At 64.4% G+C, this 14,892-nt stretch carries 6 protein-coding genes; 5 read left to right on the forward strand and 1 reads right to left on the reverse strand.

Going from position 1 to position 14,892, the window contains the following annotated elements; genetic code table 11:
* Positions 1-154 precede the first annotated feature (154 nt).
* The 5 genes from SINAC_RS34585 to SINAC_RS34605 all read left to right on the forward strand — a co-directional run bounded on the left by SINAC_RS34585 (position 155) and on the right by SINAC_RS34605 (position 13,436).
* Positions 155-6,040: an amino acid adenylation domain-containing protein gene (locus tag SINAC_RS34585; protein WP_015250182.1), complete on the forward strand. Its 5,886-nt coding sequence runs from the start codon at positions 155-157 to the stop codon at positions 6,038-6,040.
* A 320-nt stretch (positions 6,041-6,360) separates the two neighbouring features.
* Complete coding sequence (locus SINAC_RS34590; protein ID WP_015244181.1) at positions 6,361-7,746, forward strand: IS4 family transposase; 1,386 nt, start codon at positions 6,361-6,363, stop codon at positions 7,744-7,746.
* Positions 7,747-8,127: 381 nt separating this feature from the next.
* The gene (locus SINAC_RS34595) at positions 8,128-9,783 is read left to right on the forward strand and encodes a cyclic peptide export ABC transporter (protein ID WP_015250184.1); all 1,656 of its coding nucleotides are present in this window, start codon (positions 8,128-8,130) and stop codon (positions 9,781-9,783) included.
* A 121-nt stretch (positions 9,784-9,904) separates the two neighbouring features.
* Positions 9,905-11,200, forward strand: a complete 1,296-nt coding sequence (locus SINAC_RS34600; RefSeq protein WP_015250185.1) for an efflux RND transporter periplasmic adaptor subunit — start codon at positions 9,905-9,907, stop codon at positions 11,198-11,200.
* A 67-nt stretch (positions 11,201-11,267) separates the two neighbouring features.
* Entirely contained in the window at positions 11,268-13,436 is a 2,169-nt protein-coding gene (locus SINAC_RS34605; RefSeq protein WP_015250186.1) for an ABC transporter permease, read from the forward strand.
* Between the two features lie 100 nt (positions 13,437-13,536).
* Here the strand turns inward: SINAC_RS34605 and SINAC_RS34610 are convergent, their stop codons facing one another.
* Positions 13,537-14,793 (reverse strand): beta-ketoacyl-[acyl-carrier-protein] synthase family protein, encoded by a 1,257-nt coding sequence (locus SINAC_RS34610; RefSeq protein ID WP_237722730.1) that lies wholly within the window; start codon positions 14,791-14,793, stop codon positions 13,537-13,539.
* Between the last annotated feature and the right edge of the window lie 99 nt (positions 14,794-14,892).

Raw genomic sequence — 14,892 nt, forward strand, 5'->3', positions numbered from 1 at the left:
AGACGGTCACTTCAGGCCGCCCCGTCCAATTTCCTAAGGAACACCACGTTAGGGTTACCGACCTCTTGTTCTTTGGCGAAGCGAGCTAACGGTCCCATTCCACAGCCCCCCCCTGTGGACCGGGACGGTCAGTCAATCTCTGCAAAGGTCAGTGATGAGTCATATTCTTAAAAAGACCGCCAACCTGACTCCAGAGCAGAAACGTGCGTTGTTGACGCGTCTGCTCCGTGAGAAGGCCAACGGAATGCTCCGGGGGGAGCCATCAGCCCATCGCTTGTTCGAAGCTCAGGCGAGCCGCGCGCCCGACGCCACGGCCGTCGTTGACGCCGACGGCCGATCGCTCACCTACGCCCAGCTCGACCACGACGCCAACCAGCTCGCGCACCGACTCCGATCGCTGAGCGCTGGACCCAACACCCTCGTCGCGCTCTGCACCGACCGCTCACCCGACATGCTCGTCGCGCTCCTCGCCGTCCTCAAAGCGGGCGCGGCCTACCTCCCGCTCGACCCCGAGTATCCACGCGACCGGCTCGAGTTCATGCTCCGCGACTCTGGAGCCGCAATTCTCCTCACACAGCAAAGCCTCAAGAAACTGCTACCGGACACCGGGGCACCGGTCGTCCTCCTCGACGACGACCGCCAAGCGATCGAACGTCAAGACGGGACTCACCCGCCCGACGTCACGACCCACTCCGCAAGCCTCGCCTACGTCATCTACACCTCGGGCTCCACTGGAAAGCCCAAGGGCGTCATGATCCCACATGACGCCCTCACAAACTTCATCCTCGCCATGCGGGCTCTCCTCGGACTCGAGGCCGGCGACTCGCTCCTCGCCGTCACCACCCTCTCCTTCGACATCGCCGTCCTCGAACTCTTCGTACCGCTCATCGTCGGTGCTCGCATCCAACTCGCTTCACGCGACGAAGCCGGCGACGGACAACGACTCGCCAAGCGACTTCACGACAACGACGCACGATTCCTCCAGGCCACTCCCGCTACCTGGAGGCTCCTCCTCGACTCAGGATGGCAAGGAAAACCGGGACTGGCCATCCTCTGCGGCGGCGAGGCCATGACGCGGGAACTCGCCGAGAGGCTCATCCCCAAGGCCGACACGCTCTGGAACCTCTACGGACCGACCGAAACCACCGTCTGGTCCGCAGCCGCCAAGGTCGAAACCGGAAACGGATCCGTCTCCATCGGACGACCCATCGCCAATACACAGATCTACATCCTCGACGCCAGACTGCAACCACTCCCCATCGGCGTGGCCGGCGAGCTCTACATCGGTGGCGACGGCGTGGCACGAGGCTATCTCAACCGACCCGCACTCACCGCCGAACGGTTCCTCCCCGACCCCTTCGGAAAGCCGGGCGCTCGGATCTACCGCACCGGCGACCTCGCCCGTTGGCGCACCGACGGCACCCTCGAATGCCTCGGGCGGATCGATCATCAGGTCAAGATCCGCGGACACCGCATCGAGCTCGGCGAAGTCGAAGATGCCCTCAATGCCCATCCCCACGTCCAGGCCGCCGTCGCCGTCGCACGACCCGACGCTCAAGGGAATGCCCAACTCGTCGCCTATCTCGTCACCGACGACGACGCTCAAACGACGACCGCCGAACTCCGCCGCTGGCTCAAGAACGCCCTCCCCGAGCCGATGATCCCCTCCGCATTCGTCCTGCTCGACGCCTTGCCGCTCACTCCCAACGGCAAGGTCGACCGTAATGCGCTCCCCAATCCCGACACACAGCTCATCGCCTCCGGGGTCCCCTACGAGGCGCCCCGCAACCAGGCCGAGGCCCTCGTCGCGCAAGCTTGGGAGCAAATCCTCAAGCGAGAGCGGGTCAGCATCCACGACAACTTCTTTGAGCTCGGCGGCCACTCGCTCCTCGCCACCCAGGTCGTCTCCCGACTCCGCGACGCCTTCGACACCGACATCCCCCTCCGAACCCTCTTCGAGGCGACTACCGTCGCCGCACTCGCCCAACGCCTCGATAGTCTCCGCCAAGGAAAAGGAGCCGCAAGAACCATCGCGCCTCCGATCGTCGCGGGACCGCGAAGCGGATCGGCTCCGGCATCGCTGGCGCAGCAGTCGCTCTGGTTTCTCGACCGACTCGCGCCGGGGCGGCCGACGTTCAATATCAACGGAGCCGCGCGGCTCAAGGGACCACTCGACGTCGAGGCGCTCGACCACGCTTTCAACGAGATCGTTCGCCGACACGATGCCTTGCGGACCACGTTCGCCATGAGCGACGGGAGCCCGATCCAGGTCATCGCCCCCGCGCGGGAGCTCCGGCTCGCCGTGGAAGACCTGTGTGACTGGCCCGAGCAACGTCGTGAAGCCGAGGCCGAGCGGCTCGCTCATGAAGAAGCGCGCCGGCCGTTCGACCTTGCCCAAGGACCGCTCGTGCGAGCCGTCCTCCTCCGTCTGGGCGACCACGATCATGTCCTCTTGTTGACGATGCATCATATCGTCACAGACGGATGGTCATTCGGCGTCGCGGTGCGTGAACTGACGGCCTTGTACGAAGCAAACCGCGCCGGCTTGCCATCCCCATTGCCCGAGTTGCCGATCCAGTACGCCGACTTCGCCACCTGGCAGCGGAACTGGCTGCAAGGGGACGTCCTTGAGGACCTGATCGGTTACTGGACGAAGCAGCTCGCGGGTGTCTCCCCCCTGGAGCTACCCACCGACCGGCCCCGACCGGCCGTTCGGGCCGCGCGGGGTGCGAACCGGGTATTCGCAATCTCACCCGACCTGACGACAAGACTCGAAGCCCTTGGCCGCCGCGAAGGGGCAACGACGTTCATGGTCTTGCTCGCGGCCTTCCAGACGCTCTTGCACCGGTACTCGGGGCAGGACGACTTCGCCGTCGGCACGCCGATCGCCAACCGCAACCGCGCGGAGATCGAAGGGTTGATCGGCTTCTTCGTCAACATGCTGGCACTCCGCGCCGACCTCGCGGGCGACCCCAGCTTCCGCGAGCTCCTGGGTCGAGTTCGCCAGGTGGCACTCGAGGCCTATGAGCACCAGGATCTCTCGCTCGACAAGCTGATCGAGGTCATCCAGCCCCCCCGCGATCTGAGCCGAACCCCCTTGTTCCAGGTGATGTTCGTGCTTCAAAATGCCCCGATGCCCGACATCGCGCGGGGGGATTTGACGCTCGAGCCCCTATTCGTCGGCGCGGGGAACGGAACGGCCAAGTTCGACCTCACACTCGCCCTGGAAGAGAGTGGGCAAGGCCTGGCCGGAGGCATCGAGTACAACACCGAGCTCTTCGACGAGGCGACGATCGCGCGGATGCTCGACCACTTCCAGGTCTTGCTGGAAGCGATCGCCACCGACCCCGAGCAACGGCTTTCCCGCCTACCGATTCTCACCGAGTCCGAACACCTGCACCTGGTCGGCGAAGCGAGCCGCGCCAGCATCGGGCCAGCGCCGACCGAGAAAACTCCCTGCATCCACCAACGGTTCGAGGAGCAAGCCGAGCACGCTCCCGAGGCCGTCGCCCTGGTCTCGGGCGATGCCCAGCTCAGCTACGGCGCACTTGAACGCCGGGCCAACCAACTGGCCCGCCACCTCCGAGCGCTGGGGGCTGAACCTGAGCATCCGGTCGCCATCGCCGTTGCGGATCCGTTCGCAAAAGTCGTGAGCCTGCTCGGCGTGCTCAAGGCCGGCGGCGCTTATCTCCCGCTCGATCCGACCCTACCGAAACAGCGGCTCGCGTCGATCCTGGATGATGCCCAGGTCCGGATCCTCGTGACCGACGCGACACTCCGGGCCAACCTGCCTTCAGTCAATGCCCTGATCGTCGACCTCGACACCGATCAAAAGATCATCGCCGATCAACCCAGCGATCGAGTGCCATCGACCGCGAGGCCCGCGAACCTCGCCTATATCATCTCAACCTCGGGGAGCCTCGGCCAGCCCAAGGGGGTTGGGGTTAGCCACGCCAGCCTCTCGAGCGCCTTCCATTCCTGGAAGGACGCGTACCGCCTGGATGCGCCCGGCACCCGCCACCTTCAGATGGCCAACTTCGCCTTCGACGTGTTTACGGGCGACTGGGTCCGCGCCCTCGGCTCGGGGGGAACGCTGGTCTTTTGTCCGCGAGAGACCCTGCTCGACCCGCCCGCCCTTTACGAATTGATGGTCCGGGAGCGCGTGACTTGCGCTGAATTCGTCCCGACGGTGATCGAAAACCTGCTCCCGTACCTGGAGGTGTCCGGCAAGTCGCTCGACTTCTTGCAACTCCTCGTCGTCGGCTCCGACCTCTGGCACGCAGGCGAATATGAACGCCTTCGCCGCCTGGCGGGTCCGGCGACTCGCATCGTCAATTCGTACGGCCTGACCGAAGCGACCATCGACAGCACCTTCTTCGAAGGATCCCTGGCCGATCGGCCCGCGAACCGGCCCGTGCCGATCGGCCGGCCTTTGAGCAACAGCCGCGTCTTCGTGCTCGACCGCAACTTGCAGCCGGTGCCCGTCGGCGTCCCCGGTGAGCTGCATGTGGGAGGCCTGGGGCTTGCGCGTGGCTATCACCGCCGCCCTGCCCTGACGGCCTCTGCGTTCGTCCCGAACCCGTTCGCCGAGGGTCCGGGCGAGCGGCTCTATAAGACGGGAGACCTCGCCCGCTGGCTCCCCGACGGCCACCTCGAACTGCTGGGGCGGATCGACCATCAGGTCAAGGTCCGCGGATTCCGGATCGAGCTGGCGGAGGTCGAGGCGGCCCTGGTCCAGCACCCCGACATCCGCGAGGCGGTGGCGGCCGTCGCCAAGGACAAGTCGCTCGTCGCCTACGTCGTCCCCCCCCTTGGGCACACGATTGCCCCCGAGACCCTCCGTCGAGACCTTCTCGAAGTTTTGCCCCGGCCAATGATCCCGTCCACGTTTGTCGTGCTCGACGCGCTTCCGCAGACCTCCTCGGGCAAGGTGGACCGCAACGCCCTGCCGCCGATCGAAGGGGCGAGCACCGCGCGGGCCGGAGCGGTCGTCGCCCCCCGTGACGACGTCGAACGGGACCTTGTCCAGATCTGGGAAGACCTCTTAAATGTTCACCCCGTGGGCGTGACCGACGACTTCTTCGACCTGGGGGGCCACTCGCTCCTGGCGGTCCGCTTGACGGCCCGGATCGAGGAGCGGTTCGGCCGCAAGCTCTCGCTCTCGACCCTCTTCCTGGGAGCGACGATCGAGGATCTCGCCGCCACCTTGCGAGCCGGAAATCACGAGCAGCCGCAAGCGTGGTCGCCGCTGGTCCCGATTCGTTCCTCGGGGAATAGCCTGCCCTTCTTCTGCGTCCACCCGATCGGCGGCAACGTGCTTTGCTACCACGAGCTGGCCCGACACCTCGGATCCGATCGCCCCTTCTATGGTCTTCAAGCGGCCGGGCTCGAGGGAGAGCAGACCGCCGAGACCCGGCTGGACCTGATGGCCGCCCGCTATATCGCGGCGATCCGGGAAGTTCAGCCCGAGGGGCCGTACCACCTCGGCGGCTGGTCGCTGGGGGGCGTCGTCGCCTTCGAGATGGCCCGGCAACTCCAAGCCCAGGGCGAACCCATCGCCACGCTCGTCCTGATCGACAGTCAAGCAATCGCCGGCGTCTTGGGAAGTATCGGTCCCATCAGCGACGACCAGATCGACGCCGCCTTCCTCATGGACCTGACCCGCGCCTCGGGAGCGTCTGAGGACGCCGGACCGGGCGAAGATTGGGGCGACCTCGTCACCCGTGGTGCCCAGGCCGGCGAGCGGCTCGCGGCCGAGTTCGGCCAGGAGCGGTTGGAGCGTCTGCAAGCCGTATTCAAGGCGAACTTCCTCGCCCTGGCAGGCTACTCGCCCGAACCGTTCGCGGGCCGGCCGATCCTGATCCGCGCCCAAGGGCACGCGGCCGACGGGCTGTTCGACGCAACCATGGGATGGGGTGCGCTGGCGACGGGAGGAGTCACCACTCACGTCCTTCCAGGCGATCACTACTCATTGCTCAAATCCCCGACCGTCGAGGCTCTGGCCAAGATCGTCGAGGCGGAGATGACTGTGAAAACCTGAGAGCGTATGTGAGCAGCCAATCCTCTTTAAGTTCTTCGCAATGACCGTGTTCCTTGCAGCCCCAAAGGGGCAACCACTCGTAACCAGGGGCGCAAACCCCTGGGATCAAAATGATCCTCGAATCCGTTTTTTGCAGCCCCGAAGGGGCGACCGTTCATAGCCAGGGGCGCAAGCCCTTATCCTTACCAAGAACATTCGTACAGAATCCAGAGTTTCCCCCTGCTTTTTTCGGGCAATCTGGCATAGTCAATGCTTCTCTTGACCCACCCGTCGGTCTGACGGCCCGGGGCAAGGTACCCTGGCTTGCTCGGATGCTCATCATGAGTCCCACACTGACCGACCCTGAGGCTTGGGCCCAAGCCAATTTCGCCGGTGCCGATCTGGGCGACAAACGCCGAGAAACGCGGCTGATCCGACTCGCCACGCAAATCGCCGTGGATTCCTCGGCCAGTCTTCCGAAAGCGACGGGCAATTGGGACGACCTCAGGGCCGCTTATCGCCTGCTCGACTCCTCGGCCGTCAACTTCCGGGCGATTGCCGAGCCGCATTGGCGTTCGATCCGGGAAACCAGCCCCGAGATGGCCCTGATCCTTGACGACACCACCGAGATTGATTTCGGATGCACCCGACAGATTCAAGGCGTGGGACCCGTTGGTACGGGCACGGGTCAGGGCTTCATGATCCACTCCGGATTGATGGTCTCCCACAAGGACGAGGTCGTCTACGGCCTCGCAGGCCAAATTCTCTTTCATCGCAAACCGGTTCCCAAGGGGGAGAGTCGGACGCAACGCCGCAAACGCGATCGCGAGTCGGAGGTCTGGGGAAAACTCATCGAACTGATCGGTTCCCCGCCCCAAAACACACGCTGGGTTCACGTCATGGACCGTGGATCCGACGATTTCGAGGTCTATTGCCGCGCCCAGCGTCAGGGCGTCGATTGGGTCGGACGGGTCAAGAGCCTGCACCGACGCGTCCAGGGTGCCGATGGTCTCGAACGCCCGTTGCAGGAGGAACTCGAATCGGTACCGCAAGCGGGTTGCTTCACGCTCAAGCTGCGGTCTCGTCCCGGATTGCCGGCGCGAACCGCCAAGCTCACCGTCACGTTCGTGCGGGCGACGATGCTCGTACCGCGGCAGCCCGCGGACTCGCTGAAGGGTCTCGATCCGCAACCGATCGCGCAATACGTGGTGTGTGTGCGTGAGGTCGATCCGCCCGCCTCGGTCAAAGAACCGATCGAATGGGTGCTGTACACTTCTCTGGAAGTGGCCTGCCTGGAGGATGCGTTGCGGATCATTTCCTATTATGAAAAGAGATGGCTGATCGAAGAATGGCACAAAGCGTTGAAATCGGGTTGCAGTGCAGCCGATCATCAACTCAAGGCGAGCCATCGGCTGGAGGCGCTGACGGGTCTGCTGTCAGTGGTGGCGGTACGGCTCTTGCAGTTGAAAGGGATCGCCCGATCGGAACCGGAACGGCCGGCGATCGAAGCCGCCCCGCCAAAATATGTGGCCGTGCTCCGCGCGTTTCGGCGAACGACTGAGGCGTTGCCATGGGGAACGTATCAGTTTTTTCGGGAGTTGGCGAAACTCGGGGGATTCCTGGGACGGAAGGGGGACGGTGAGCCGGGATGGCAAACGATCTGGAGGGGATGGATGAAGCTCCAAGCGATGGTTCAGGGGGCTGAGCTGGACCTTCGCTTGGAGTAGCATTACTGCGCAAACGTTCTTGGTAAGGACAAGGGCGCAAGCCCCTGGGAAAAAGATGACCCTCGAATCCGTTTTTTTTTGCAGCCCCGAAGGGGCGACCGTAGAACGCCTAGGGCCGATTCCGACGGTCACCCCACCGGGGCGGCAAAATGCCTGCGTAACTTTCCTGACTCTCAATCGCCATAATTCTTGCCAAAAACATAAACAGGCGTGGTGGGCCGTGCCCACACGACAAAACAAAAAAAATGCGGGCGGGTCGCCCGCGGTCCCAGGGAAATGAAACCGAGGCGGAAACGAGTCGCCCGCAGTCCCAGGGAAATGCAACCAAGGCGGAAACGAGACAGCCCCCCCGATCGGCGAGACTGAAGAAAGCGTCCTGTCATGAACCTTCTCTTATTTTTGCTGCGTGCGTCCAAAGGCGTCATCGCGCTCTCGCTGGCGGCGGGTCTCGTCAGTGGTTTGAGCGGGGTTGGGCTGATCGCCTTGATCCACGCGGAACTGGGCCGGACCTCAGCCTCGCCGTCGAGGCTGGGCTTGGCCTTCGCCGGGCTCTGCCTGGTGGCCGCCCTGGCGCGGGTGATCGCCCAGGCGTCGATGGTCCGGATCGGGCAGGAAACGGTCTTCAAGCTTTGTCTGCACATCTGCCGGAAGATTCTCTCCGCCCCGCTCCGGCGGTTCGAGGAGCTCGACTCCGGAGCCTTGGTGGCGGTCCTGACCGAGGACGTGCTCACTGTCGCCAACGGTCTGGCGGGGGTCCCGCTGCTCGGCATCAACCTGCCGATCGTGCTCGCCTGCCTCGTCTATGTCGGCTGGCTCTCCCCTCCGGTGCTCGTTTGCGGGCTCTTGTTCACGGTCCCAGCAATCGCCGTGAATACGTACCTGATGAGCAACGGCGTGCGACAGCTCACCCGGGCCCGGACCGAGCAAGACGTCCTGGTCGGCCACTTCCGCTCCTTGATCGACGGGTTCCGCGAACTGAAACTCCACCGCGCCCGGCGCGAGTCGTTCCTGGATGACTGCCTTCGCGCCTCAACGGCGACGGTCCGTGACCGCAACTCAGCCGGCCTCACCTTCTATGCCTTGGCGGCGAGTTGGGGCCAGCTTGCCTTCTTCGGGTTCATCGGGTTCGTCCTCTTCGTGCTCCCGAGCGTCGTCGACGTCGGCCGGCAAGCGCTCGCCGGAGCGACGCTGGTCGTCCTCTTCATCATGTCGCCGCTCGACGTCGTGCTGGCCTGGGTGCCGATCCTGGGACGGGCTGGAATCTCGTTGCGGCGGATCCAGGCGCTCGACCCGTCGATTCAGACCTGCGACTCCCCAGATGACGCCAGCGCTCCCACGCGATCCAACCGGGTCGAGTTCCGCTCGGCCATCGAGCTCTCGGGCGTCAAACATATCTACCGACACGCGAACGACCCCGAAGGTTTCGCCCTCGGGCCGATCGACCTCACGCTTCGCCCCGAGGAGATCGTTTTCTTGGTCGGCGGCAACGGCAGCGGCAAGACGACCCTGGTCAAGCTGATCTCAGGTCTCTATGCAAGCGAGGAAGGGACGATTCGAGTCGACGGCCGAACCGTCAACGCCGACGACCTCGAGGACTACCGCCAGCTCTTCACGGCCGTCTTCGCCGACGGCCACCTGTTCAAGACACTCCTGGGCCTCGCACCCGACGACCTCGACGACCGGGCCGCGCGGGAACTGGCCCGACTCGAAATGGACGAGCACGTTCGCGTCGAGCGGGGGACCTTCTCGACTACCGACCTCTCGCAAGGCCAGCGCAAGCGGTTGGCACTCCTGGGGGCCCTCCTCGAGAATCGTCCGATCTGCATCCTCGACGAATGGGCGTCGCACCAGGACCCTCATTTCAAGAAGACGTTCTATCTCGAAATCCTTCCCGAATGGCGAGCCCGTGGGAAGACCCTGATCGTCATCAGCCACGACGAAGATTACTTTCACGTAGCGGATCGGGTGATCCATCTCGACTCAGGGCGGATCTCGGCGGGAGAGCTCGACGTGGCGCCGGGGCAAACCAGGCGATGACCGGGCCTGAGCGAGCAACAAGCGTTTTTCTCTTGGCCAAAGGGATCCAGAGATCTTACCCTCATCGGACACCAGCAAGACACCAGACCTTTATGAAGGTTAACGCTTCAACGAGCTTCCTATGAAAAAACTCCTTTTGATCCTCATCCTGATCTGGGGCGGTGGCGCGGCCGGCCTCTGGTACTGGACCGAGCTGAACGCGCAACACGTCACCTTCCGAACCATCCTGGTTCGGCGCGGCGACCTGCTGGCCACGATCAACGCGACCGGAACCCTCGAGCCGCAAGAAGTGGTCGACGTCGGCGCCCAGATTGCCGGCGAGATCCAGAGCTTCGGCCCGGACCCGCGCGACTCGTCCAAGTCGATCAGCTATGGAACGCCGGTCGAGCAAGGCACGGTCCTCGCCCGGCTCAACGACTCACTCCTCAAGGCCCGGACCAACCAGGCGAGCGCCAGCCTCGATCGCGCGAAGGCCGACGTGGAACAAGCGGAAGTCAAACTGCGGCAAGCCGACCGCGACCTCGAACGGGTCAAGAACCTGTTCGCCAGGCGGAGCATCTCGAGCCAGGAGTATGACACGGCCCTCACCGAGTACGAGGCCGCCAAGGCCAACGTCTCGCTGACCAAGAGCTCCGTCGAAATCTCGAAGGCCAACCTCGAAGAGGCGAACGTCAACCTCGGCTACACGACGATCAGCTCGCCGGTCAAGGGGGTGATCCTCGACCGCCGGGTCAACATCGGCCAGACCGTCATCGCCAGCCTGAACGCGCCCAGCCTCTTCCTGATCGCCAAGGACCTGAGCCAGATGGAGATCTGGGCCTCGGTCAACGAGACCGACGTCGGCGCCATCCACGTCGGCCAAGGCGTACGGTTCACCGTCGGCGCCTTCCCGCGTGATTCATTTCGGGGCAAGGTCTCGCAGATCAGGTTGAACGCGAGCATGTCGCAAAGCGTGGTGACCTACACCGTGGTGGTCGACGTCGACAATACGAGCGGCAAGCTCCTCCCCTACCTCACGGCCCGCGTTCAGTTCGAGGTCGAGGAGCGGAAGCACGTCATGCTCGTCCCCAACGCCTCGTTGCGCTGGCAGCCCAAGATTCAGAACGTCGTCCCTGAGTCGCGCGAGCTGTTCGCCACCTTGCTCCGCCAGAGCGCCATCGCCCCGAAGGGGAGCGGGCACGCCCCCAAAGGGGAGTCATCCTCCCCCGAACGCGGCACGCTCTGGGTGAAGCACAACGAATTCGTCCGCCCGGTCTCGGTCGAGATCGGTCTGACCGACGGTATCCAGACCGAGATCAGCGGCGGAGACCTCGACGAAGGGGCCGAGATCGTCATCGGCCAGAACCAGCAGAATGACCCGCAAGATGGGGCCACCCCCTTCCTGCCGCAGCTCAAGAACAACAAGGCCAAGAAATAAAAGAACGAAAAAAAAGGGATGACAGGCAGGTGCAAGCCTCCCTTCATCGACCCTTGAGGTGCCTGACGTGACGTCGCTGAAGCTCGAGAATATCCGCAAGACATACAGCCGTGGCAAGGTTAGCGTTCCGGTCCTCAAAGGACTGTCGCTGACGATCGAACGCGGCGACATGGTCGCTCTGATGGGCTCCTCGGGCTCGGGCAAGACGACCCTCGTCAACCTCCTGGGCTCGCTCGACCAGCCCACCTCCGGCCGTTACTGGCTCGACGGCATCGAAGTCTCGAGCCTCTCGGAAAAAGAGCGGGCGCAGCTCCGCAACGAGAAGATCGGCTTCGTCTTCCAGAACTTCAACCTGCTCCCCCGCCTTACCGCGCTCGAGAACGTGATGATGCCGCTGGCCTACTCGGCGAGTGGACTCTCCGATCGAGAATGCCGCGAGCGAGCCACTGCCCTCTTGGAACGGGTCGGCCTGGGAAGCCGCCTCGACCACGAGCCGGCGCAGCTCTCGGGCGGCGAACAACAGCGCGTCGCCATCGCGCGCTCGCTGGTCAACCGCTGCACGATCCTGATCGCCGACGAGCCGACGGGAAACCTCGACTCAAAGACAGGTCAGGAAATCCTCGACATCTTCCGCGAGCTCAATGAGGAGGACGGGCTGACCATCGTCCTCGTCACCCACGACCCGGGCGTCGCCGAACACGCCGACCGGATCATCCACATGCGCGACGGCAACATCGTCGACGACCCCCGGCCGGCGTTCGACTCCGGGTCAGTCCCTGCTCCCTCCCCCAACCTCGGCGTTGGCGAAGCCACGGCCACCCGGAAGAAGAAACCGGGGATCCTCAGCGAGGTCCGCTTCTTTCGCCGGACGACCGAGATGGCCTTGCGCTCACTCCGCCGCAACGTGATGCGGTCGGTGCTGACGACGCTCGGCATCATCATCGGCGTCGGGTCCTTGATCTCGATCGCCGAGATCGGCAAGGGGTCATCGACGGCGATCAAGCAAGTGCTCGTGACGACGGGAGCCAATAGCCTGCTGGTCCAGGCGGGGGCGGCCTCGAACAATGGAGTCAGCCTGGGGAGCGGCACGATCAAGACCCTCACCCCCGAGGATGCCGAGGCGATCACCAACGAGTGCCCGGCCGTCGACAGCCTCGCCCCGATCGTCGTCGCCAGGCGGCAGGTGGTCAACGGCAACCGGAACTGGGTTCCGATCTACATCTACGGAACCACACCGGGATTTCTCCGCGTCCGCGAGTGGGAACGACTCGCCGAAGGAGAGGCGTTCACCACCGACGACGTCCGCGACGTCTCGATGGTCTGCGTGCTCGGCCAAACGCTCGTCGACGAGCTGTTCTCGGGCGAGTCTCCGTTGGGCAAGGAAGTCTTCGTCAACGACGTCCCCCTCAGGGTAATCGGCGTATTGAGTCGTAAGGGGACGAACATCATTGGGGTCGATCAGGACGACATCCTGCTCGCCCCCTGGACGACGATCAAGTTCCGCGTCAGCGCGGCGTCCTCGCCCAACGTCATGCCCCAGGCGAGCGCCCCGGGAGGGAGCGATCTCGTCAACCAGTTCAGCCTCCTGACTCGACGTTATCCACGTTCGCAGGCCAGCCTCTACCCGGCGCAGTCGGAGAGCCAGAAGGCGGCCACGCCCAAACTCGAGCGGTTCGCCAACGTCGACTCGATCCTCGTCCGCGCCCAATCGACCGAGGAGATCCCGGCCGCGATGGCGCAGATCACTGAGTTGATCCGAGAGCGGCACCAGATCGGGCCCGGCATGGAGGACGACTTCGACGTCCGTGACTTCACCGAAGTCATCCGCGCCGTGCAGGCGACGGTCAACCTCGTCGCCGGCCTGCTCGTCTGCGCAGCCCTGACCTCGCTGGCCGTCGGCGGCGTGGGCATCATGAACATCATGCTCGTCTCAGTAACCGAGCGGTTCAAAGAGATCGGCCTGCGGATGGCGGTCGGAGCCGCCCCCCGCGACATCCTCCGCCAGTTCCTGGTCGAAGCCGTCGTCCTCTGCGTTTTGGGCGGAACCGTCGGCATCCTGGCCGGCCGAACCGGCTCGTTCCTGATCCGGGTCCTGGCCCAGTGGCCCACCGAGCCGTCGCTCTTGGCCGTGATCGGCTCCGTCTCCGTCTCGGTCACCGTCGGCATCATCTTCGGCTACTATCCGGCCTGGAAAGCCTCGCGCCTCAACCCGATCGAGGCCCTCCGCTACGAGTAGTAGCCCGGCGGTTCACTCGCCTGAAAGGCAAGCGGGGAGCGAGCGGATCGCTCCCTTCTTGTCTTTCGAAGGCCGTTTGAAAACCGGAAGACGGGTGTCTTCAATCCGAGCCGCGTCCAATAACGAGGGCAGAGTTCTTCGAGCCGAATCCCATGCAGTTGCACAGGGCGTATTGCGCCTCGGTTTCACGGGCGACGTTGGGGATGTAGTCGAGATCACAGGCCGGATCCGGCACTTCGTAGTTGATGGTCGGGGGCAAAAAACCCGAGTCGAGCGCCAGCAGGGTGGCCACTAACCCAGCCGCACCGCAGGCTCCTTGCGGGTGGCCGATCATGCTCTTGGTCGATGACATCGGGATGGTCATCGCCGCCGCACCGAGGGCCCGCTTCATTGCGGCCGTCTCCACCCGATCGTTCAGTTCGGTCCCGGTGCCGTGCAGGTTCACATAGTCGAGCTGTTCGGGCCGCAATCCCGCATCCTGGAGGGCCAGTTCGATCGCACGCACCGGTTCATCCAGGTCGACCGAAAGCGCCACGCGATGCCAGGCGTCGCAGGTGCTGGCATAGCCGAGCACCTCACCATAGATCCGCATTCCCCTGGCCAGTGCATGCTCCCGCTCTTCCAGGACGAGCATCCAGGCCCCCTCGCCCAGGACGAACCCGTTGCGATCGCGGTTGAACGGCCGGCTCGCCCGCTCCGGTTCGTCATCCCAGCCCGAGGCCGTAATCTTCATCAGGTCGAACCCGGTCATAATCCCAGGCGCAATCGGGGCGTCGGCCCCACCGGTCAGCACCAAAGGGGATTCCCCGTACCGGATCCGCCGAAACGCATAACCGAGGGCGTCCGTGCTCGAGGTGCATCCAGTGGAAAAGACGTGCGACGGCCCGCGCAGACCGAGCTGGATCGAGAGTTCGGAGGAACTATTGCCGTGCGTGCCCGACGGGAGGGCGAAGGCGGTCGCCCGCTCGGCCCGCCCGGAAAAATAGAGGCCGTACATCGCCTCGATAAACTCAGCGCCCCCCCCACCGGTCCCCAGCAAGACGCCAATCTGCTGGCGGGTCGCCAGATCGAGTTGATCGGCAGGCAGACCGGCATCATCGAGCGCCTCGCGCGCCGCGAGGACGGCCAGAGGGACCATCCGGCTGACCCGGCGGAGCTGCCTGGCCTCCATGGCACGGGTCAGGTCGAGCCCTCGAATCGTGCCGGCCACCCGGCTCCGGAGCCGCGACGTGTCAAACTCGTCGATGAGGTGAACTCCGCTCACCCCGTTTCGAAGGGCGCGGCGAAAGGCCTCACGATTGTGCCCATTGGGGCTGACCGCCCCCAGCCCTGTGACAACCACCCGACGAAGTTCCACGTGCGGCAAGGACGGCTCCCGATCGGACCGGGCGGAGAGAGAACTCCGCGCGAACTTTCGACAAAAGACCCACCACAGGGAGGGTCGGTCGAGGATTCG

It is taken from the genome of Singulisphaera acidiphila DSM 18658, from assembly GCF_000242455.2.
GTDB lineage: Bacteria > Planctomycetota > Planctomycetia > Isosphaerales > Isosphaeraceae > Singulisphaera > Singulisphaera acidiphila.